The 20,648-nt window shown below is 65.0% G+C and carries 24 protein-coding genes and 3 tRNA genes; 12 read left to right on the forward strand and 15 right to left on the reverse strand.

What is annotated here, in order from left to right; translation table 11 throughout:
- Nucleotides 1–2 precede the first annotated feature (2 nt).
- Nucleotides 3–899, reverse strand: a complete 897-nt coding sequence (locus AC07PV_RS13760; protein ID WP_492244449.1) for an NAD kinase — start codon at nt 897–899, stop codon at nt 3–5.
- Nucleotides 900–927: 28 nt separating this feature from the next.
- Here AC07PV_RS13760 and hrcA point away from each other — a divergent pair, with 28 nt between their 5' ends.
- The 4 genes from hrcA to greB all read left to right on the forward strand — a co-directional run bounded on the left by hrcA (nt 928) and on the right by greB (nt 2,980).
- A complete protein-coding gene (gene hrcA / locus AC07PV_RS13765; protein ID WP_218341517.1) occupies nt 928–1,932 on the forward strand; it encodes a heat-inducible transcriptional repressor HrcA in 1,005 nt (334 codons plus the stop codon).
- Between the two features lie 51 nt (nt 1,933–1,983).
- Nucleotides 1,984–2,060: transfer RNA gene (locus AC07PV_RS13770), tRNA-Ile, on the forward strand.
- A 206-nt stretch (nt 2,061–2,266) separates the two neighbouring features.
- Nucleotides 2,267–2,343: transfer RNA gene (locus tag AC07PV_RS13775), tRNA-Arg, on the forward strand.
- 79 nt (nt 2,344–2,422) lie between these two features.
- Complete coding sequence (greB, locus tag AC07PV_RS13780; protein ID WP_218341516.1) at nt 2,423–2,980, forward strand: transcription elongation factor GreB; 558 nt, start codon at nt 2,423–2,425, stop codon at nt 2,978–2,980.
- A gap of 67 nt (nt 2,981–3,047) precedes the next feature.
- Here the strand turns inward: greB and AC07PV_RS13785 are convergent, their stop codons facing one another.
- The 4 genes from AC07PV_RS13785 to AC07PV_RS13800 all read right to left on the reverse strand — a co-directional run bounded on the left by AC07PV_RS13785 (nt 3,048) and on the right by AC07PV_RS13800 (nt 7,202).
- A complete protein-coding gene (locus AC07PV_RS13785) occupies nt 3,048–5,327 on the reverse strand; it encodes a RelA/SpoT family protein (RefSeq protein WP_218293539.1) in 2,280 nt (759 codons plus the stop codon).
- Nucleotides 5,328–5,423: 96 nt separating this feature from the next.
- Nucleotides 5,424–5,627, reverse strand: coding sequence for a DNA-directed RNA polymerase subunit omega (gene rpoZ / locus AC07PV_RS13790; protein WP_005794722.1), 204 nt, complete (start codon nt 5,625–5,627; stop codon nt 5,424–5,426).
- A 15-nt stretch (nt 5,628–5,642) separates the two neighbouring features.
- Nucleotides 5,643–6,263, reverse strand: coding sequence for a guanylate kinase (gene gmk / locus AC07PV_RS13795; protein ID WP_218293540.1), 621 nt, complete (start codon nt 6,261–6,263; stop codon nt 5,643–5,645).
- 36 nt (nt 6,264–6,299) lie between these two features.
- Nucleotides 6,300–7,202 carry a YicC/YloC family endoribonuclease gene (locus AC07PV_RS13800; protein WP_304505103.1) on the reverse strand — a complete coding sequence of 301 codons (903 nt, stop codon included), beginning with the start codon at nt 7,200–7,202 and terminating at the stop codon, nt 6,300–6,302.
- A 90-nt stretch (nt 7,203–7,292) separates the two neighbouring features.
- On the opposite strand from AC07PV_RS13800, the gene AC07PV_RS13805 reads away from it, so the two are divergent.
- From AC07PV_RS13805 to hemW, 5 genes are all read left to right on the forward strand, one after another.
- Nucleotides 7,293–8,309, forward strand: a complete 1,017-nt coding sequence (locus AC07PV_RS13805; protein ID WP_218293542.1) for a serine/threonine protein kinase — start codon at nt 7,293–7,295, stop codon at nt 8,307–8,309.
- Nucleotides 8,310–8,391: 82 nt separating this feature from the next.
- Nucleotides 8,392–9,294: a PP2C family protein-serine/threonine phosphatase gene (locus AC07PV_RS13810; RefSeq protein WP_218293543.1), complete on the forward strand. Its 903-nt coding sequence runs from the start codon at nt 8,392–8,394 to the stop codon at nt 9,292–9,294.
- Nucleotides 9,295–9,415: 121 nt separating this feature from the next.
- Nucleotides 9,416–10,150, forward strand: a complete 735-nt coding sequence (gene rph / locus AC07PV_RS13815; protein WP_218341515.1) for a ribonuclease PH — start codon at nt 9,416–9,418, stop codon at nt 10,148–10,150.
- A 66-nt stretch (nt 10,151–10,216) separates the two neighbouring features.
- Nucleotides 10,217–10,819 (forward strand): RdgB/HAM1 family non-canonical purine NTP pyrophosphatase, encoded by a 603-nt coding sequence (gene rdgB / locus AC07PV_RS13820; protein WP_218341514.1) that lies wholly within the window; start codon nt 10,217–10,219, stop codon nt 10,817–10,819.
- A 171-nt stretch (nt 10,820–10,990) separates the two neighbouring features.
- Entirely contained in the window at nt 10,991–12,244 is a 1,254-nt protein-coding gene (gene hemW / locus AC07PV_RS13825) for a radical SAM family heme chaperone HemW (protein ID WP_494630495.1), read from the forward strand.
- Between the two features lie 43 nt (nt 12,245–12,287).
- Here hemW and AC07PV_RS13830 read toward each other — a convergent pair whose 3' ends face one another.
- The gene (locus tag AC07PV_RS13830; RefSeq protein WP_492808684.1) at nt 12,288–12,635 is read right to left on the reverse strand and encodes an I78 family peptidase inhibitor; all 348 of its coding nucleotides are present in this window, start codon (nt 12,633–12,635) and stop codon (nt 12,288–12,290) included.
- 447 nt (nt 12,636–13,082) lie between these two features.
- Between AC07PV_RS13830 and AC07PV_RS13835 the strand changes: the two genes are divergently transcribed.
- The 3 genes from AC07PV_RS13835 to AC07PV_RS13845 all read left to right on the forward strand — a co-directional run bounded on the left by AC07PV_RS13835 (nt 13,083) and on the right by AC07PV_RS13845 (nt 14,518).
- A complete protein-coding gene (locus AC07PV_RS13835) occupies nt 13,083–13,667 on the forward strand; it encodes an IPTL-CTERM sorting domain-containing protein (RefSeq protein WP_492254718.1) in 585 nt (194 codons plus the stop codon).
- 301 nt (nt 13,668–13,968) lie between these two features.
- The gene (locus tag AC07PV_RS13840; RefSeq protein WP_492808686.1) at nt 13,969–14,241 is read left to right on the forward strand and encodes a hypothetical protein; all 273 of its coding nucleotides are present in this window, start codon (nt 13,969–13,971) and stop codon (nt 14,239–14,241) included.
- Between the two features lie 37 nt (nt 14,242–14,278).
- Nucleotides 14,279–14,518, forward strand: coding sequence for a hypothetical protein (locus tag AC07PV_RS13845; RefSeq protein ID WP_218293550.1), 240 nt, complete (start codon nt 14,279–14,281; stop codon nt 14,516–14,518).
- Between the two features lie 179 nt (nt 14,519–14,697).
- Here AC07PV_RS13845 and AC07PV_RS13850 read toward each other — a convergent pair.
- The 9 genes from AC07PV_RS13850 to AC07PV_RS13890 all read right to left on the reverse strand — a co-directional run bounded on the left by AC07PV_RS13850 (nt 14,698) and on the right by AC07PV_RS13890 (nt 20,567).
- Nucleotides 14,698–14,785: transfer RNA gene (locus tag AC07PV_RS13850), tRNA-Ser, on the reverse strand.
- Nucleotides 14,786–14,804: 19 nt separating this feature from the next.
- Nucleotides 14,805–15,485 (reverse strand): urease accessory protein UreG, encoded by a 681-nt coding sequence (ureG, locus tag AC07PV_RS13855; protein WP_218293566.1) that lies wholly within the window; start codon nt 15,483–15,485, stop codon nt 14,805–14,807.
- Complete coding sequence (locus AC07PV_RS13860; protein ID WP_494630496.1) at nt 15,482–16,192, reverse strand: urease accessory protein UreF; 711 nt, start codon at nt 16,190–16,192, stop codon at nt 15,482–15,484. The genes ureG and AC07PV_RS13860 overlap by 4 nt, the downstream gene beginning before the upstream one ends.
- A 35-nt stretch (nt 16,193–16,227) precedes the next feature.
- Nucleotides 16,228–16,896 (reverse strand): urease accessory protein UreE, encoded by a 669-nt coding sequence (gene ureE / locus AC07PV_RS13865; protein WP_494630498.1) that lies wholly within the window; start codon nt 16,894–16,896, stop codon nt 16,228–16,230.
- 76 nt (nt 16,897–16,972) lie between these two features.
- The gene (locus AC07PV_RS13870) at nt 16,973–17,461 is read right to left on the reverse strand and encodes a GNAT family N-acetyltransferase (protein WP_370627868.1); all 489 of its coding nucleotides are present in this window, start codon (nt 17,459–17,461) and stop codon (nt 16,973–16,975) included.
- An 11-nt stretch (nt 17,462–17,472) separates the two neighbouring features.
- Nucleotides 17,473–19,191, reverse strand: a complete 1,719-nt coding sequence (ureC, locus tag AC07PV_RS13875; protein ID WP_494630500.1) for an urease subunit alpha — start codon at nt 19,189–19,191, stop codon at nt 17,473–17,475.
- Between the two features lie 91 nt (nt 19,192–19,282).
- Nucleotides 19,283–19,588 (reverse strand): urease subunit beta, encoded by a 306-nt coding sequence (locus AC07PV_RS13880; RefSeq protein WP_218341495.1) that lies wholly within the window; start codon nt 19,586–19,588, stop codon nt 19,283–19,285.
- 26 nt (nt 19,589–19,614) lie between these two features.
- On the reverse strand, nt 19,615–20,229 hold the full coding sequence (locus tag AC07PV_RS13885; RefSeq protein ID WP_218341494.1) for a HupE/UreJ family protein: 615 nt from the start codon (nt 20,227–20,229) through the stop codon (nt 19,615–19,617).
- 35 nt (nt 20,230–20,264) lie between these two features.
- A complete protein-coding gene (locus AC07PV_RS13890; RefSeq protein ID WP_055399013.1) occupies nt 20,265–20,567 on the reverse strand; it encodes an urease subunit gamma in 303 nt (100 codons plus the stop codon).
- Nucleotides 20,568–20,648 lie beyond the last annotated feature (81 nt).

Genomic DNA, 20,648 nt, shown 5'->3' on the forward strand with positions numbered 1-20,648 from the left:
GGTCAGGAACCTCCTTCGTTCCAACGTAGTTTCTTGCGCAGCGTGGCAAAGTAGTTCCAGCCCAGGGGGTGAAGGAACCGCACGCAATGCTCCGACCGTTTGACCAGGATGCGGTCCCCGTGCAGCAGAGAGGCCAGGGACTGCATGTCGAAATTGGCGCTGACATCCCTTCCGCTGACCACCTCGACCGCCACTTCGGTGGCATCCGACAGGACGATGGGGCGGTTGGACAGCGTGTGGGGGGCAATGGGCACGAGCACCCATCCTGGAATGGAGGGGTGCAGCATCGGCCCTCCGGCGGAAAGCGAGTAGGCCGTGGACCCCGTCGGCGAAGCAATGATGAGGCCGTCTGCGCGCTGGTTCGCCACCAGGCGGCCGCCCACCTCGACACGCAGCTCCACCATGCCCGACGTGGCGCCCCGGTTCACCACCACATCGTTCATCGCGAGGGCCTCAAAGACAATCCGCTCATCCCGCACCACCGTGGCGTGCATGAGCGGCCGCAGGTCTTCCTCGTACTCGCCCTGCAGCATGGGCAGCAGGGTGGCTTGGTACGTGTCAAACGGAATGTCCGTGATGAAGCCCAGGCGCCCCTGGTTGATGCCGATCAGGGGGGTGCCAAACCGGGCAAGCCTGCGGCCTATGCCGAGCATGGTGCCATCGCCTCCGACCACGAGGCCCAGGTCGCACTGGCAGCCTATCTGGTCTACATTCAAGGCTGGGTAGTGTGTCAGCCCGGTGTTGCTGGCGGTTTCAGCCTCCAGCATCACTTCACAGCCTTGGCGCTCCAGAAAATGGGCGATGTCTTCCAAGGCTTGGCGAGAGCTGTCGCCCATGGAGCCTGCCGATGAAGCCTGGTACTTGCCGATGAGCGCAACATGGCGGAAATTGGACGTCATCGCGAAATTACATCATTAAAATCATTCCATGCTCGATGACCGTGCCAAGTTGTTGCTCAAAGCGCTGGTCGAGCGCTATATCGCCGATGGCCAGCCCGTTGGATCGAGGACCTTGTCGCGCGCGTCCGGGCTCGATCTCTCGCCAGCCACCATCCGCAATGTCATGGCGGATCTGGAGGAACTGGGGCTGATTGCAAGCCCCCACACTTCGGCAGGCCGCATTCCCACGGCACGTGGCTACCGGCTCTTTGTAGACACCATGCTGACGGTGCAAAGGGATCCGCTGACACCTCCACAGCTTGCGCCGGAGCAGCCCCAGAAGGTGATTGCGAACGCGGCGCAGTTGTTGTCAAACCTCTCGCAGTTCGTCGGGGTGGTCATGGCGCCACGGCGCACTTCGGTATTTCGCCACATCGAATTCCTGCGGCTTTCCGAGCGCCGGTTTCTGGTCATCATCGTTTCTCCCGAGGGGGACGTTCAGAACCGCGTCATCTTCACCGAGGCGGACTACTCGCAATCGCAGCTCATTGAAGCCTCCAACTTCCTCAACGCGCACTACGCGGGGCTCGCGATGGAGCAGGTGCGCGAGCGCCTGAAGTCCGAAGTGGATGTGCTGCGCGGCGAGATCGCCTCCCTCATGCAGGCGGCCGTCAACGTGGGTTCCGAGGCCCTGTCGGAGGCGCAGGACGAGGTTGTTATTTCGGGCGAGCGCAACCTGCTGGCTGTCAGCGATTTTTCCAGCGACATGGGAAACCTGCGACGGGCCTTCGATCTGTTCGAGCAAAAGACCCAGATACTGCGGTTGCTGGATATCTCCAGCCAGGCAGAAGGTGTGCGCATCTACATCGGCGGCGAAAGCCATGTGGTGCCCTTTGAAGAGCTGTCCATTGTCAGTTCGCCGTACGAAGTGGACGGCAAGGTCGTGGGCACGCTGGGGGTGATCGGCCCTACGCGCATGCCCTATGACCGGATGATCCAGATCGTGGACATCACGTCCAAGCTCGTGTCCAACGCACTCAGCCATCGCAAGTAAAGCCCCTACAATACGGCGCTTGCCCCGTTGTATGGCGCTGGAGCATGGCTTGGGGCGTTAGCTCAGTTGGTTAGAGCAGAGGACTCATAATCCTTTGGTCGTTGGTTCAAGTCCAACACGCCCTACCACCCATCGCTTGCACGGGCGATCATCGCGATTGCAGCCATTTTTCTTGTCGCAGTGCACTCCTTTTCTCTTTGGAGTCTCTGGAGTGCATTACAATCCTGGCTTGCGTTGAGTTGAGTGTCTGATTGAGTTTGCCTTCAAGGCAGGAACAAGCAGAAAAATATGATTTCAAGGGTCGCCAAGAAATCATGCTATAATTCAAAGCTTAGCGGCTGTAGCTCAGCTGGATAGAGTACTTGGCTACGAACCAAGGGGTCGTGGGTTCGATTCCTGCCAGCCGCACCAATGTTTAAAGCCTGCAATCGAAAGATTGCAGGCTTTTTCATTTGTCCAGAGCGCTTTGCGCTGATCGGGAGATGTGGCTATGAGCAAGGCTTTTACCAAAGAAACCGACGGTGGCGACGAAGATGAATTGGCGCTGCCTCCGCTGCCTGCGGGTGGCAAGAACTACATCACTCCCGCTGGCTATGCCCGCCTGCGGGATGAGCTGCTTGACCTGATCGACAACGAGCGTCCCAAGATCGTGGACGTCGTGCATTGGGCCGCCAGCAACGGCGATCGCTCCGAAAACGGCGACTACCTGTATGGCAAGAAGCGTCTGCGCGAAATCGACCGGCGCATCCGGTTCCTGACCCAGCGGCTGGAAATTGCTGAAGTGGTGGACCCCAGCCTTCACGCTGGAAGTGACCAGGTGTTTTTCGGGGCCACGGTGACCTATGTGGATGATGAGGCCGTGGAGCGCACCATCACCATCATGGGCATCGATGAGGCGGACAGCCACGAGTCGCAGGTGAGCTGGATTTCTCCGGTCGCCCGCGCATTGCTCAAGGCCCGTGTCGGTGACGAGGTGCAACTGCCCACGCCGGGCGGTGTCCGCAATCTGGAGGTGGTGGAGGTGAGATACCCGCCGCGAGCCGGGTAGCAGCCAACCGCGCAGCAACTCAGCCGAAGCCGAGTGGCTGGTGGGGCCTCCAGGCCAGCTGGATTTCCTACGCCTGTGGCGTGATCCTGGCGGCGCGAATGACTGCCTGGGTGCGGCGCAGGTTTTTCAGCGCCAGTTCCAGGTGTGCCTGGTCGCGCACGGCAACGATAAACCGCAGGTCGGTGGTGTCGAGCGCGGCCTCGTCATCCATGTCGACATGGGTGATATCCGCTTCTGAATTTGCCAGTTCCGCGGCCACGCGGGCCAGGACACCCTTGCCGTTGGTGACGGTGACCACGACCCCTGTTTCAAACATGCGGGTGGGCTCGTCGGACCAATCCACCGCGATGAAGCGTTCGCTGTCCTTGTGCTGCAGGCGCTTGGCCACCGTGCAGTGCACGTTGTGGACGACCAGCCCTTCGCCCCGGCCGAGATAGCCGACGATGCTGTCGCCGGGCACGGGCCTGCAGCAGGTGGCGTATTGCACCGACGCGTTTTCGCTGCCGTCGAGCGTGACGGCCCCCTGGGACAGCGTTTCATGCGAGGTATAGCGCTCGCGGGTCATGAGCAGCGCGTCGGGGCGGTGGCCATGCTCGGACATCAGCACCATGAGCCGTTTTGCGACGATGCTGGCAATGCGCTTGCCAAGGCCCAGGTCCGTCATCAGTTCGCTGCGGGTGCGGTTGCCGGTGAAGCGCAGCAGCTTCTCCCACATCGGCTGGGTTTCCGCGTCCAGCGGTGGCAGTTGCTCAAGGCCTTCGGCGCGGATGGCCTGTGTCAGCAGCTTTTCCCCCAGCCCTTCCGATTCGGTCTGCGCCAGGGTTTTCAGATAGTGCCGGATCTTGGAGCGCGCCCGGCCGGTGCGCACAAAGCCCAGCCAGGCCGGATTGGGGGTGGAGACGGGCGCGGTGATGATTTCCACCACGTCGCCGTTCTTGAGCTCGGTGCGCAGCGGCACCTGCTCGTTGTTGATCTTGGCGGCGGTGGTGCGGTCGCCCACGTTGCTGTGGATGGCGTAGGCAAAGTCCACCACCGTCGCGCCGCGGGGCAGGGCCATGATCTGGCTCTTGGGGGTGAACACGTACACAGCGTCGGGGAACAGGTCCACCTTCACGTGGTCCCAGAACTCGGCGGCATCGCGGGTTTCGTTCTGTATGTCGAGCAGCGATTGCAGCCATTTGGTGCCCAGGCGTTCGGCAGAGGTGCCGTCGCCATCCTGTGCCTTGTACAGCCAATGCGCCGCCACGCCGGCCTCGGCGATCACGTGCATTTCGTCCGTGCGCATCTGGAACTCGATGTTCACGCCCGAAGGGCCGACAAGGGTGGTGTGCAGCGACTGGTAGCCGTTGAGCTTGGCGATCGCGATATGGTCCTTGAACTTGCCGGGCACGGGCTTGTACATCTGGTGCAGCACGCCCAATGCGGTGTAGCAGTCCGTTACCGTGGGCACGATCACCCGGAAGCCGTAGATGTCCGTGACCTGGGCAAAGCTCAGGTGCTTGAGGTCCATCTTCTGGTAGATGGCGTACAAGGTCTTTTCCCGGCCTGCCAGGCGAACCTTCATGCCGATTTTCGAGAAGGCGGTATCCACCTCGGCCTGCACCTTCTGCACCAGGTCGCGCCGGCGGTTGCGCGATTTGTTGACGGCCTTGGACAGCGTGGCATACCGCCACGGATGGAGATGCCGGAATGCCAGGTCCTGCAATTCACGGTAGGTCTGGTTGAGCCCCAGGCGGTGGGCGATGGGGGCGTAGATCTCCAGCGTTTCGGATGAGATGCGGCCCCATTTGCTGCGCGGCATGTCGGACAGCGTGCGCATGTTGTGGGTGCGGTCCGCCAGCTTGATCAGGATGACCCGCACGTCGCGCGCCATCGCCAGCAGCATCTTGCGGAAGGACTCCGCCTGGTTTTCCTCGCGGGTGTTGAACTGCAGCTTGTCGAGCTTGGTCAGGCCGTCCACCAGCTCGGCCACGGGGGCCCCAAAGCGGTCGATCAGGTCGGCCTTGGTGACGCCGCAATCTTCCATGGCATCGTGGAGCAGGGCCGCCATCAGCGCCTGCGCATCGAGCTTCCAGGTGGCGCACTGGGCCGCCACGGCGATGGGGTGGGTGATGTAGGGCTCGCCGCTGTTGCGCAACTGGCCCAGATGGGCCTCGTCCGCGAACCGGTAGGCCTGGCGCACCTGTTCGATGCTGCCGGCGTCCAGGTAGTCCAGGCTGTCCGTCAGCGCGGCAAAGCTGGCCGCAGCGGCATTGGCGGCCGCAGCGGCTGCCGAAAGGGTGCCCGCCGTTGGCGATTCGCCAAACCGGGGCTGCGTTGCAGAAGGTGAGTTGAGCACCGCGTTCATGCCTTAAATGTAGCGCGGGAGCGCATCAGACGACTTCTGGGCAAAAAAAAGCACCGCTGCCGCGGTGCTCTTTAGGGACTTCGCCCGGGAAAAGGCTCAACCAGGAACCTTCTTGAGCATTTCCAGGCCAACCTTGCCTTCGGCGATTTCGCGCAAGGCGGTCACGGCCGGCTTGTTGCGGCTTTCGATGCGGGGGGCGTGGCCTTGGCTCAGCATGCGGGCACGGTACGTGGCGGCCAACACGAGCTGGAAGCGGTTGGGGATCTTTTCCAGACAGTCTTCTACGGTGATGCGTGCCATCGGTTTACTCCGGATTCAGGTGATATTGAGCGACTGGAAGGTGTCAGCACGGGCGCGGCGCTGGGCGGCGTACTTGAGTCGCTGGGCGTGAACTACGGCTTTCAGGTCGAAAAGCGCGCGCTCAAACAACTCATTGATTATAACGAAGTCGAATTTGCTGACTTGCGCCATCTCGATGGCAGCGTTCTTGAGGCGGACTTCGATGACATCGGGAGAGTCTTCGCCCCGCCGTTCCAGGCGCGAGCGCAATTCTTCCCAGCTGGGGGGCAGGATGAACACCAGGATGGCGTTGGCAAATGCCTGCTTGATCTGCAGGGCGCCCTGGAAATCGATCTCCAGGATCACGTCCGAGCCCTGGGCAATCCGCTCCTCGATGGCTTTCTTGGAGGTGCCGTAGCGGTTGCCGTGCACATGCGCCCACTCCACGAAGGCATTGCCCTCCACCATGGCGTCGAATTCGGACTGCGAGGCGAAGTAATAGTCGCGGCCGTGTTTTTCCTGGCCGCGTGGCGCGCGGGTGGTGTGGGAGATGGACAGGTGGACGTGGGAGTCCAGCTCCAGCAGGGCCTTGACGAGGCTGGATTTGCCAGCCCCGCTGGGGGCTGCAACTACGATGAGATTTCCGGGGTAGTCCATAGTTGATGTGCGCTACGCGCTATCAAAAAATGAGTATTACTCGATATTTTGCACTTGCTCGCGCATCTGCTCGATCAGCACTTTCATGTCCACGCTGATGCGTGTGAGGTCAAGCGCGGCAGACTTGGAGCCCAGCGTATTGGCCTCGCGGTGCAGTTCCTGGATCAGGAAGTCCAGCCGCTTGCCCACTTCGCCGCCCTTCTTGAGCAGGCGTTCGATTTCGTCCAGGTGGGAGTCCAGCCGGGTGATTTCCTCGGCCACGTCGATACGGATGGCAAAGGCGGTGGCTTCTGTCAGGGCGCGGTCGCGGGCGGCCTCGGGCAGGGTGGCGCCATCGGTCAGGGCCATGGCCTCCTTCCAGCGCTCCATGAAGCGCAGCCGCTGCTGCTCGACCAACAGGGGCACCATGGGGACGGCCTGTTCCGCCAGGGCGCGCAGCTGCTTGACCCTGTCCAGAAGCATGGTGGCCAGCCGCTTGCCCTCCCGCTCGCGGGCGGCCATGAGCGCGGTCAGCGCTTCTTCCGCGAGGGCGGGCACGGCTTCGCTCCAGTCCTCGGAGCCCGACGGGGCGTTGGCGCACAGGCGCAGGGCATCGGCCACCGTGAGGGGGGCGGCGGTGGGCAGCCATGCCTTGACGGAGTCCTGCAGCGAGTTGAGCCGCTGCAGCAGCCGCGCGGGCGGATCCTGCAGGGTGTTGCTTTCCTCGTTCTCCAGGGCGGCCCGGACCTCGACCTTGCCGCGCTTGAGCCGGGCGGTCAGCAGGCTGCGCAGCGCGGGCTCCATGGCGCGCAGTTCATCGGGCAGGCGGAACGACAGGTCCAGGAAGCGGCTGTTGACCGACCGGATTTCCAGCCCCAGCCTGCGCGATTGGGACGCGCGGGCCTCGGTTTCTGCGCCAGTGGCGGATGCGCCGTGCTGTGCGCTGGCGTATCCGGTCATGCTGTAAACTGGCATTGGACTTTTTGATGGTTGCTTGCGATCCGGCGATTATCCGGGTTCCGCTCTACCCCCGAGTCATCTTCGCAAAATATGTCAAAAATCAAGCCGGCTCCCTTGCCGCCCGACACCGCCATTGGTGGATACCGCGTGGTTCGCAGGGTGTCCTCCGGGGGCTTTGGCGTGGTCTACCTCGCCACGGACAGCGAAGGACAGCAGGTCGCCATCAAGGAGTACCTTCCGTCGTCCCTGGCGACGCGCGCGCCTGGCGAATTGCTGCCCAAGGTGCCGTCCGAGAAACTCTCGCTCTACCGCCTGGGGCTCAAGAGCTTTTTTGAAGAAGGGCGCTCGCTGGCCCAGATATCGCACGCCTCCGTGGTGAGCGTGCTCAATTTCTTTCGCGAGAACGAAACCGTCTACATGGTGATGAACTACCTGGAGGGCGCGACCCTGCAGGACTTCATCATCACCGCGCGTGACCTCAAGACGCAGAAGGTGTTCCGCGAGTCGACCATCCGCTCGCTGTTCGACGAGGTGCTGCGCGGCCTGCGCATCGTGCACCAGCACAAGATGCTGCACCTCGACATCAAGCCGGCCAACATCTTCATCACCGACGACAACAAGGCCGTGATGATCGACTTCGGCGCCGCGCGCGAGGTGCTGTCCAAGGAGGGCAACTTCATCCGCCCCATGTACACGCCCGGCTTTGCCGCGCCCGAGATGTACCGGCGCGACTCGTCCATGGGCCCGTGGACCGACATCTATGCCATCGGTGCCTGCATCTACGCCTGCATGCAGGGCTTTCCTCCCAACGAGGCGCCCCAGCGCATCGAAAAAGACCGCCTGTCGCTGGCGCTGACCAAGCTGCGCGGCGTGTACTCCGACAACCTCATCGAGGTGGTGGAGTGGTGCATGGCGCTGGACCCGCTGTCGCGCCCGCAGTCGGTGTTCGCGCTGCAAAAAGAGCTCAGCCGCGAGGGCGAGCGCCGCTACACCAAGCTCACGGTGGCCGAGAAGATGCGCCTGCAGCTGGACACCCTGGTGTCCGACACCAAGAAGAACGTGCAAAAGGTGGGTGAAGCCACCGGTATCGGAGCCAAACCCAAATGAAAACGACCCACGCGAAGCGGGTTGGGGCGGGGCGCCTGTTCATTAACGATGCCGTGGTGCATCCTTGTTTGCGTGGGTCACTATGAAGTTCTCGGTTTTCCAGATCAGCCGCCGTGGCGGCCGCGAGAAGAACGAAGACCGCATGGGCTATTGCTACACGCGCGAATCGGGCCTGTTCGTGCTGGCCGACGGCATGGGCGGCCACCCCGAAGGTGAAGTGGCCGCGCAGATCGCGCTGCAGACCATCTCGGCGCTGTTCCAGCGCCAGGCCAAGCCCCAGCTCAAGGACGTGCAGGAATTTCTTTCGGGCGCACTCCTGGCCGCGCACCACCAGATCCTGCGCTACGCCACCGACAAGGGCATGCTCGACACGCCCCGCACCACGCTGGTGGCGGCCGTGCTGCAGGCTGGCACGGCCACCTGGATCCACTGCGGCGATTCGCGCCTGTACATGGTGCGCGACGGCGACCTGCTCACCCGCACGCGCGACCATTCGTACATGGAGCTGCGCAATTCGCCCCCGCCGGGGCTCGAGCGCATCAACCGCAATGTGCTGTTCACCTGCCTGGGCTCGCCGACCAAACCCATCTACGACATCACGGGCCCGGTGTACCTGGAGCAGGGCGACCGCATCCTGCTGTGCTCGGACGGCCTGTGGGGCACGCTCAGCGACGAGGAAATCGCCAAGCAGCTCGCCCGCAATGCGGTGTCGCACGCGGTGCCCGAGCTGGTGGAGGATGCCCTGCGCAAGGCGGGCGACAGCAGCGACAACGTCACGGTGGTGGCGATGGAATGGGAAACCCCCGACGCGTTCGAGTCCACCCAGGGCGTCTCGACAGACAGCATCAGCGACGACGTGTTTGCGTCCACCATCCAGGCGGGCCCGCTCGACGGGCTGGTGGATGACCTGGACGACGCGGCCATTGAGCGGTCCATCGCCGAAATCAACGAAGCCATACGCCGCTCTGCCGCCCGCAAGGCGTGAGTTCCCGGCCGGCCAGGCGCCGATGGATCTGGCGGCCTGAGTTTTTGGGGCGCGGGAGTGTGTCCCTGCACGCAGGTCCTTCACTCATCCGCCTTGTGTTTTTTTACGAGCCACCCACACCATGACACCCTTTGTCCGTACCGGCGGCCGCGCCGCCGACCAGTTGCGCACCGTGCGCATCACCCGCCACTACACCATGCATGCCGAGGGCTCGGTGCTCATCGAATTTGGCAACACCAAGGTGCTGTGCACCGCGTCGGTGGAGGAGCGGGTGCCGCCCCACAAGCGGGGCAGCGGAGAGGGCTGGGTGACGGCCGAGTACGGCATGCTGCCGCGCGCCACCCACACCCGCAACGACCGCGAGGCCGCGCGGGGCAAGCAAAATGGCCGCACGCAGGAGATCCAGCGTCTCATCGGCCGCTCGCTGCGCGCCGTGTTCGACCTGAAGCTGCTGGGAGAGCGCACTCTCCAGCTCGACTGCGACGTGATCCAGGCCGACGGCGGCACGCGCACCGCGGCCATCACCGGCGCCTGGGTGGCGGCGCAGGACGCGGTCAACCAGCTGCTTGCCAGCGGCAAGATCGCCCAGTCGCCGCTGGTGCAGCCCGTGGCCGCCATTTCGGTGGGCATGGTTCAGGGCACGCCGCTGCTCGACCTGGAGTACGTCGAAGACGTGGACTGCGACACCGACATGAACATCGTGATGACCGGCGCTGGCCATTTCGTGGAAGTGCAGGGCACGGCCGAGGGCGTGGCCTTTACTCGCGCGGAGATGGACCAGCTGCTGGCGTTGGCGGAAAAGGGCATTGCAGAGCTGGTGCAGCTGCAGCAGCGCTCGCTTCTGGAAACCCCATGACAGGAATGCTCATTTATTGATAGCTGCTAGCGCTTGATGGATAAGCGCCAGAGGCCATTTTGACCTATGAAAATTGTCCTTGCATCCAACAACCGCGGCAAGCTGGCGGAGCTGCAGGCCATGTTCGAGCCGCTGGGCGTGGAACTGGTGCGCCAGGCCGACCTCGGCGTGGGCGAGGCCGAAGAGCCTTTTCGCACCTTTGTCGAGAACGCCCTGGCCAAGGCCCGCTTCGCCTCGGCACACACGGGCTTGCCCGCATTGGCGGACGACGCAGGCATGTGCGTGGACGCCTTTGGCGGCCTGCCGGGCGTCGATACCGCCTACTACTGCACCCAGTTCGGCTACGAGAAGAGTGACGACAACAATGTGCGGGCCCTGCTGGAGCAACTGCAGGGCGTGGCCAACCGCCGCGCGGCAATGGTCAGCACCCTGGTCGCTGTGCGCAGCCCGCAGGACCCGGAGCCGCTGATTGCGGTGGGCCGCGTGGTGGGCGAGATCACCACGGCCCCCCGGGGCAGCAACGGTTTTGGCTTCGACCCCGTGATGTTCATCCCTGAATTCGGCAAGACCTTCGCCGAGCTGCCCGTGGAGGTGAAGAACGCCCACAGCCACCGTGGCCGTTCTGCCGCGCAGATGCTGGCGCTGATGCGCGAGCGCTGGCTGGCATGAAGTTCCCCCTGAGTCGCTTCGCGCCTTCCCCCAGAGGGGGACACCGCCAGCGCACGCAAGTGAAACGCAGCTGCGCCGCCTGGGCGGCCCTTGCGCGGCGGTCGTGCGCGCGACAGCTCCAGCTGCAGGCGGGTACCGCGGCGCGAGCGCTATGAACCTTTGAGGCTTGCAATGGCTATTCCCATCATTCCTGCTGCTGCTGATGCGCCCGCCGTGGTGCGCGACATCCAGCACTACATGCGGCCCGGCCTGCTGCAATTGCCCAGCCTGCCTCCACTGTCCTTGTATGTGCACCTGCCCTGGTGCCTGAAGAAATGCCCGTACTGCGACTTCAACTCGCATGAGTACCGCGAGGCCGCCGGTGATCCGGGAGGGGGCGGTTTGCCCGAGCAACGCTACATCGACGCGTTGATGGCCGACCTGGAGGCGGCGCTGCCGCTGATCTGGGGCCGCACGGTGCACAGCATCTTCATCGGCGGGGGCACGCCCAGCCTGTTCTCGCCCGCAGCCATTGACCGGCTGATCGGCGACATCCGCGCCCGCCTGCGGCTGGAGGCCGATTGCGAGATCACCCTCGAGGCCAACCCCGGCACCTTCGAAAAAGACCGCTTCCGAGCGTTCCGTGCAGCGGGCGTCACGCGCCTGTCGGTGGGGGTGCAGAGTTTCAACGACCGGCACCTCCAGGCCCTGGGCCGGGTGCATGACCGCGCCCAGGCCCTGGCGGCGGTGGAGGAGGCTGCCCAGGCCTTCGACACGTTCAACCTCGACATCATGTACGCGCTGCCGGGGCAAACGCTGCAAGAGCTGGAGCAGGACATGCAGACGGCGCTGGCCCTGAAACCGCCGCACATCTCCATCTACCACCTGACCATCGAACCCAACACCTACTTCGCGAAGTTTCCGCCGGCCGTGCCCGAGGATGACCAGGCCTATGCGATGCTGGACCGCATCACGGAGATGACCGGGCAGGCGGGGCTGGGGCGCTATGAAATCTCGGCCTACGCCCGGGCGGGGCACCAGTGTTTTCACAACACCAACTACTGGCAGTTCGGCGACTATCTGGGCATTGGCGCGGGCGCGCACAGCAAGCTGAGCTTTGCGCACCGCGTGGTGCGCCAGGTGCGCTTTCGCGATCCGGGCCGCTATATGGACAACGCCCTGGCCGGCCGCGCCGTGGCCCAGGATGACGAGGTGCGCCGCGCCGACCTGCCGTTCGAATTCATGCTCAATGCCTTGCGGCTGCGCGAGGGCTTTGCGCTGCAGGACTTCATGGCCCGCACCGGCCTGCCCGTCACCGCCATCGCCAAAGGCCTGGAGGCGGCCGAGCGCAAGGGCTTGATCGAACGCGACATGGCCCGCGTGCGCCCGACGGAGCGGGGCTTTGATTTCCTGAGCGACCTGCAGGAACTCTTTCTGGCCGACTGAAGGATCGCGGGCGCCCGCCGCGCGCCCGGTGTCGCGGGCCGGATCAGCCGCAGCGCACGGCGATGATGCGCCCGTTGGCATCCACCTCCAGGTTCAGGCGCTGCGCATCAAACTCCTTGGTGATCATCTGCCCCGGCCGCAGGATGCGGGCCAGTTGCGCGCCCGAGCGGGCGCGTGCGGACTCCATGACCGAGGAGGTGCTGTTCTGCCCCACCGCGAACTGCGCGGGCTGGGCGTTGCACACCGCTGCCGCAGGCGCCGCCGGTGGAGGCGTGGCGCTGCCGGGCCCGCTGGAGGAGGACGGGGCGGGTGTCTGGCCATAACCGGAGCAGCCCGTCATGGCGGCGGCCAAGGTCACGCTGCCCACAAGGGCAAGAGAAGCTTTCAACATGTGGATCCTTCGGGTATCGAATCCGCTCACCATACTAGAACCCTCCGCCGGGCGGCGTGTCCGCGCGTAACAACCCGGCCTGCGGGTTTGCACCGGCCCGGTAGCCCCTGCCCGCGGCGGCGCGGACCGCACGCGATGTTGTCCTACAGCTGGCACAAGACGGGCGTTTTAGGATGCGTGCGTCGATACCCTCTCGACATCCCTCCCGCGTGCACAAGCAAGTGTTCAGCCCGCGCACTGCGGGCTTTTTTTTGCGTGCTGGCCGGGGGCGCTGAGGGCCTGCGAACCAACGGAGCCGGTCCGGACAGCAGCCGCGAGGGCTTGGTTTCGAGTCAGCGGCCGCGGGGCCTTACCCCTGCCCGCCGCCTGCCGTGCGGCCACGTGCGCAGCCAGAAGTTGGCCGACTTCTCACGGCGTGTTACAAACGTCCGCTCACAGGGGGAATCAATGAAAATCGTCCAATGCGCGGCCATGGCGCTGGTGTTTGCTTGCGGCCATTCACACGCTGCGTACACGCTGAATTTTGTTCAGAGCGGCCCAGATGTCGTCGCCACGGGAAGCGGCAGCATCAACACCTCGGGTGCGACTTTTGCCGGGAACACCATTTCACCGGCGGTGATCATCCCCAATCTTGGAATGGCTCTGGTCGGAACGCCGCCGTCGAGCATCTATGCGATCACCACGCTGGGGCCTGCGGACTATGGGGCTGGTGCAGGCATCCTGTCCTCCAGTACCTCCGGCGACGCGGCGGGCATCACGTCGGGCGCGTGGATTGGAGTGCCCGTCGGCTATGTTTCCGGCGCCCCCCTGGCGCCCTCCACAACGACCTGGGCGGGAACCACGATGGCGGCCCTCGGCCTCACCCCGGGCTCCTATACCTGGACCTGGGGGGCTGGGCCCACCGCAGATTCCTTCACCATTGTGGTGGCTTCGACAGCCAGCATTCCCACGCTCAGTGAATGGGCCATGCTCCTCATGTCTGGCCTGCTGGCCGCCGGTGCCCTCGTGGGGCTGCGGCGCCGGCAACGCTGAGCCAGGCTGTTGCACAGCGCAGAGCCCACTCCGATGGGCTGTTTTTTGCGCCCTGCTGCGTGGTGCGAAGGTGCAGGGATGATGGCGTCAAGGACATCGCGGTTCGCACAGGCACCTCGGCCATTGCGCGCGGCCAGTCCATTTATTCATCCATCCATCCATCGCAAAGATAAAGGCGAGGATGTAGGACCGCGCCCATAGACGGATGCCGCGCGGTGGCGCAAGCTGGGGGCGGCATCGATGACCGCTGGGGCTGGGTCTCTTCGCTGCAAGCTCAGCAACCCTGCAACCAAGGTCAGACATGAACATCCACATCACCATTGCACAGAAGGTGCCGCAAGAGGCTTTTGAACGTGTGCTGGACGTAATGCGTTGCCTTCAGCAGACCGACGCCAACTTCGACGGCATTGCCATCGCGGTCACCCGGGGCCCGGTCGAGGAGTTCGTGGTCACCGACACGGTCGACAGCTTGCGCGAGAACCTCCTCCGGCTCGTGGTGGAAGACGCGCTGAAAGGTGGCTTTGTGAATGCGCCGCGCAGCGCGCAGGGTGCCAGGCACGCGATGAATGATTGAACCTTGAGGCGCACTGACCGGCTTCGCCAAGGACTCCATGAGCAGCACCATCACGGTTGCGAATTCGATTTCGGACAGCGACTATGCACGGGTTGAGATCCTGGCGCGCCACCTGCAATCCACCACGGGCGACGCGAACTTCAATGGGCGCGCCATCTGGGTGCAGCGCGGCCTCGTCACGGGGGTCACGGACACCAGCGACGACTTGCGCGCAGCACTCTTGATGCTGCTGGTGGACGGCGTGCTGGGCTTCGCCCCGCCGGTTTCCGGGGGGTGATGGATGCCGGGTCGTTGATGGATACCGTTCAGGATGACCGAAGGTGCGCCACCACGGTGCTTGCCATGGCCAGCTTTAGAGAGTTCCGCTTGTGCGGAAAGGCCTGTCGGATGCCCTTCATTGTGATCGGCCACGCGAAGACAAAGAGGTCTCCACTGCGGGGGGCCATTCTTGCGTTTTGGCGGAGACTGTGAGATTCGAACTCACGGACGGTTGCCCGTCGGCAGTTTTCAAGACTGCTGGTTTAAACCGCTCACCCAAGTCTCCGGGAGGGAAGGCGCGAATTCTAGCCCACGGCGGGCGCGGGTTTTTGCAGCATGCCGCGCGTCTCGATGAACTTCACCACATCGGCCACGCCTGCCAATGTCTTGAGGTTGGTCATCACGAAGGGCTTGAGGCCCTGGGCGTTGGTGCGCATGCGGGTAGTGTCGGCGTGCATGACGTCCAGGTTGGCGCCCACGTGGGGGGCCAGGTCGGTCTTGTTGATGATGAACAGGTCGCTCTTGGTGATGCCGGGGCCGCCCTTGCGGGGGATTTTTTCGCCGGCGGCGACGTCGATGACGTAGATGGTGAGGTCGCTCAGCTCGGGGCTGAAGGTGGCGGCGAGGTTGTCGCCGCCGCTTTCCACGAACACGATGTCGGCATTGGGGAACTCGCCCAGCATGCGGTCGATGGCTTCGAGGTTGATGGAGCAGTCTTCGCGGATGGCGGTGTGGGGGCAGCCTCCGGTCTCCACGCCCAGGATGCGCTCGGGGGGCAGCGCGCCGCTCACGGTCAGCAGGCGCTGGTCTTCCTTGGTGTAGATGTCGTTGGTGATGGCGATGAGGTCGTAGTCGTCGCGCATGGCCTTGCACAGCATTTCCAGCAGCGTGGTCTTGCCGGAGCCTACCGGGCCGCCGATGCCCACGCGCAGGGGGGGCAGTTGCTTGGTACGGTTCGGGATGTGGTGCAGGGTGCTGGTGGTCATGATCGGAAGAGGCGGGAGTATTGGGTTTCGTGCTGGGAACTCAGGATGGCCAGCATGGGAGAAAAGGCCTGGCGCTCGCTGTCCATCAGGCCGATGGCGTGGTCGGCGGCGGGGGGGATGGCATCGGCCAGGCGCGCCAGGATGCGCTGGCCGGCGCTTTGGCCCAGTTGCATGGACTTGAGTGCGGCCTGGACCATGTTTTCGGCCCAGCCAAAGGCGTAGGCCAGCAGCACGTCGCGCACGGGCGCCTGGGTGGTGGAGGCGGCCAGCGCGAATGCCACGGGGTAGGTCGGGGGCAGTGCGGCCAGGTGGCGGATGCTGGGCAGGGTCTCTTCATCGTCCTGGTGCTGGTTGCGCAGCCAGTCGGCCATCGACCGGCCCATCTGCTCGGTCTGCAGCCTCAGTTCGCTGGTTTCGCGGGTGTGCAGCACCCAGTCGTTGAGTTCACGCACATGCGCCCAGTCGGCGCGGCGCCAGGCGCCCACGGCCTTGGCGATCAGGGCCATGTCGCCGCGTGCCTGGGTGATGTGCAACTGGTCCAGCAGCCAGTCGGCCACGGCGGCTTCGCTGGCGATGCCTGCGTTTTCAATCGCGCTTTCCAGCCCCTCGGAATACGAAAAACCGCCCACGGGCAGCGCGGGCGAGGCGAGCCAGATGAGCTGCAGCAGGCTGGCTGCCGGCAGGGGGGCGGGGCGTTCGAGGCGCATGGCGGGGAAGGGGGGGAAGGGGGGTACGCAGCCCGTCAGTGGCTGTGCCCGTGGCTTTCATGGTCATGGTCATGGCCGTGGTTGCAGCCGGGGCCGTGCACATGGCCCTGGGCGACGACCGGGATGGCCACGGGGCGGGCGCGGGCCGGGGCGGCGCCCTGTTCGTGTCCGTGCGCATGGCCGTGACCCTGGCCGGCATCGTGGGAATGCCCATGATCGTGCCCGTGGTCATGGTCATGGCCGCCGTGCCCTGCGGCATAGGCGCCGCCCTCGGGTTCAAACGGCAGGTCCTGCGCTTTGACGATCAAGTGCATGGCGCGCAGCATGTCGGCCAGCACGTGGTCAGGTTCGATCTTGAGGTGATCGGGCTGCAGCTCGATGGGCACATGGCGGTTGCCCAGGTGGTAGGCGGCGCGGGTCAGGTCGAACGGGCTGCCATGGTTGGCGCAGTGTGTGATGACCAGCACGGGCTGCGGCGCCGCGATCACGCGGACCATGGAGCCGTCTTCGGCCACGAGCACATCGCCACCGCGCACCAGCGTGCCGCGCGGCAGGAAGATGCCCAGCTCGCGCCCGGCGGAGTCGGTGGCCGCGAAACGGCTTTTCTGGCGCACGTCCCAGTCCAGCTCGATGGTGGCGGCGCGCTTGACCAGAACGGGAGCAAGGCCTTTGCCTTGGGGGATGAGCTTGGAGGCTTGGATCATGGCGTTTCTTTTCTTTGTTCCAGCGGTAGACCGTGCATTGTCGGCCAGGGGCGCAACCCTGTTGGGCGCCCCCGGTTTACAGCTGACGGGTCATGAAGAAGCTGTAAGGGTCGGGGCCGTAGTCGGCAAAGGGGCCGCACTCGGCAAAGCCGTGCTGGAAATACAGCTGGCGCGCGGGCTCGAAGAAGGGCTGCGGGCCCGTCTCCAGGCTCACGCGGGCAAAGCCGCGCGAGCGGGCCTCGTGGAGCAGGTGGTTCAGCAACTGGCGGGCGATGCCCTGGCCCCGGTGGCGGGCGCTGGTGCGCATGGACTTGAGTTCGGCGTGGGTGGCGTCGAGCTGCTTGAGCGCGCCGGTGCCCACCAGCATGTCGCCCTCCGCGTCAGGCAGCCAGGCGGACCAGAAGGCAATGCCGGGCTGGCGCAGCTGGTCCATCTCCAGGGCATGCACGCTTTCCGGCGGCGACACCGCGTACATGTCCTGCAGGTGTTCCTGCATGAAGGCTTCGATGCGTGGATCGCTCAGGTCGTCCAGGCGGATGTGCAGGTCTTGCAGCACAGCATTCACGGGGCGTGGCCTCAGAACAGGAAGTAGCGCTGCGCCATCGGCAGCACCGTCGCGGGCTCGCAGGTGAGCAGTTGGCCGTCGGCGCGCACGGTGTAGGTTTGTGCGTCCACTTCCATCTTCGGGGTGTAGCTGTTGTGCACCATGTCGCGCTTGCGGATGCCGCGGATGTTGTTCACGGCGGACAGCGTCTTGCGCAGGCCGAAGCGCTCGCCGATGCCGGCATGCAAGCCTGCCTGCGACACGAAGGTGAGCGACGTCTTGGCAATGGCCCCGCCGAACGCGCCGAACATCGGCCGGTAGTGCACGGGCTGGGGCGTGGGGATGGACGCGTTCGGGTCGCCCATCGCGGCCATGGCGATCAGCCCGCCCTTCAGGATGAGCGCGGGCTTGACCCCGAAGAACGCGGGTTTCCAGATCACGATGTCGGCCCACTTGCCCACCTCCAGCGAGCCCACCTCGTGGCTGATGCCGTGGGCGATGGCCGGGTTGATGGTGTACTTGGCCACGTAGCGCTTGATGCGCGTGTTGTCGCTCCGGGCGGTGTCGCCGGCCAGGCTGCCGCGCTGCACCTTCATCTTGTGCGCGGTCTGCCAGGTGCGCAGGATGACTTCGCCCACGCGGCCCATGGCCTGGCTGTCGCTGGACATCATGCTGATGGCGCCCAGGTCGTGCAGGATGTCCTCGGCGGCGATGGTCTCCTTGCGGATGCGGCTTTCGGCAAAGGCCAGGTCCTCGGCAATGCTGGCATCGAGGTGGTGGCACACCATGAGCATGTCCACATGTTCATCGAGCGTGTTGTGCGTGTAGGGCATGGTGGGGTTGGTGGAGCTGGGCAGGAAGTTGTCCTCGCCCACCACGCGCAGGATGTCCGGCGCGTGGCCGCCACCCGCGCCTTCGGTGTGGAAGGCGCAGATGCCGCGCCCGCCCACGGCGGCGATGGTGTCCTCCACAAAGCCCGATTCGTTGAGCGTGTCGCTGTGGATGGCCACCTGCGTGTCGGTGGCTTCGGCCACGTCCAGGCAGTTGCTGATGGCCGAGGGGGTGGTGCCCCAGTCCTCGTGCAGCTTGAGGCCGATGGCGCCTGCGTTGATCTGCTCATGCAGCGCCTCGGGCAGGCTGGCGTTGCCCTTGCCCAGAAAGCCCAGGTTCATGGGGAAGGCGTCGGCCGCCTGCAGCATGCGCTCCAGGTTGAAGGGGCCGGAGGTGCAGGTGGTGGCCAGCGTGCCCGTGGCGGGGCCGGTGCCGCCGCCCAGCATGGTGGTCACGCCGCTGGCCAGGGCTTCCTCGATCTGCTGCGGGCAGATGAAGTGGATGTGGCTGTCGATGCCGCCCGCGGTGACGATGTTGCCCTCGCAGCTGATGACCTCGGTGCCGGGACCGATGATGATGTCCACGCCCGGCTGGGTGTCGGGGTTGCCCGCATTGCCGATGGCGGCAATGCGGCCTGCCCTGAGTCCGATATCGGCCTTGAAGATGCCGGTGTGATCCACCACCAGGGCGTTGGTCAGCACCGTGTCCACCGCGCCTTGTGCATTGCTGCGCTGGCTTTGCGCCATGCCGTCGCGGATGGTCTTGCCGCCGCCGAACTTCACCTCTTCGCCGTAGCTGCCGGCGCGCAGCGTGTGGTCGGCCTCGACTTCGAGGATGAGTTCGGTATCGGCCAGGCGCACGCGGTCGCCCACGGTGGGGCCGAACATTTCGGCGTAGGCGCGTCGTCCAATGGTTGCCATGGGGTGTGCTCCGCGAGAACTGATGACTATATTTTTGATAGCTGCCAGCGCTTGTTCAACAGGCGCTGGAGGCCGTTTTGGCTTGATATTTCTACAGGGCGCCGTGCGTCAGGCCCTGAAAGCCATACACCCGGCGCTGGCCCGCGTAGTCCACCAGTTCCACGGTGCGCTCCTGGCCAGGCTCGAAGCGCACTGCCGTGCCCGATGCGATGTTCAGCCGCATGCCGCGTGCGGCGGCGCGGTCAAAGCCCAGTGCGTTGTTGGTCTCGGCAAAGTGGTAGTGCGAGCCCACCTGGATGGGGCGGTCGCCGGTGTTGCGCACCACCAGCGTGAGGGTGCGGCGGCCCGTGTTGAGCGGGTGTTCGCCGGGTTCGGTGAAGAGTTCGCCTGGGATCATGGGATGCTCCTGTGGGGCGGATTGGCTCAGGCCATCTGCGCCAGCAGCGCACCACCGAATACTGCCACGCCCGCACCCGCAGCGCGCGCCAGCCACACGTGGCGGTGGCGCAGCGCCCAGCCCGCCGCCAGGCCCGCGCCATGCAGCAGCACGGTGGCGGCCAGCATGCCCGCCAGGGTTTGCCAGGCGCTGTCGCTGCCTGCCAGCTCGTGGCCGTGGGCCACGCCATGGAACACGGCAAACACCCCCACGCCCAGCGCGGCCACCAGGCCGGGAACGCGCAGGCGCGACACGACGAGCAGGCCGGTGGCCAGCAGCGAGGCTGCAATCATCGGTTCCACCGCGGGCAGTGCCACACCCTGCAGGCCCAGCACGGCGCCCGCCAGCAGCATGGCGGCAAAGCCCACGGGGCCCCACAGCAGTTCGCGGCCGGCGCCGCGCGCGGCCAGGGCGCTCCACAGGCCCACGGCCACCATGGCGGCCAGGTGGTCCAGGCCAAAGAATGGGTGGGCAAAGCCGCTCAGAAAACTGCTGTGGATGTGGGTTTCAGCGCCGGTATGGGCAACGGCGCTGGTACTGATGGCACTGGCAGCCATGAAGAGAAGAGCGGCTGTGTGGCGGTGTGAGAGTGCGATGCGCATGGGGGCTCCACAGAGAGAAAGAGGGAGAAAAGGGGTCAGACAATCGGCTGGTGCACGGTGACGAGCTTGGTGCCGTCGGGGAAGGTGGCCTCGACCTGGATGTCCGGAATCATCTCGGCGATGCCGTCCATCACGTCCGCGCGGGTCAGCACCGTGCGGCCCTCGCTCATCAGCTGCGCCACGGTCTTGCCGTCGCGGGCACCTTCCATCACGGCGGCGCTGATCAGGGCCATGGCCTCGGGGTAGTTGAGCTTGAGGCCCCGGGCCTTGCGGCGCTCGGCCAGCAGGGCGGCGGTAAAGATCAGCAGCTTGTCTTTTTCGCGAGGCGTCAGTTCCATGTCGTTGTACTCAATGCTGGTGTTGTTGGCTCGCGCGTCAGCCGATGCGGGGTGACCACGAGGGGCGTGCTATGGCGCACG

Source organism: Acidovorax sp. GW821-FHT09A11 (assembly GCF_059418365.1).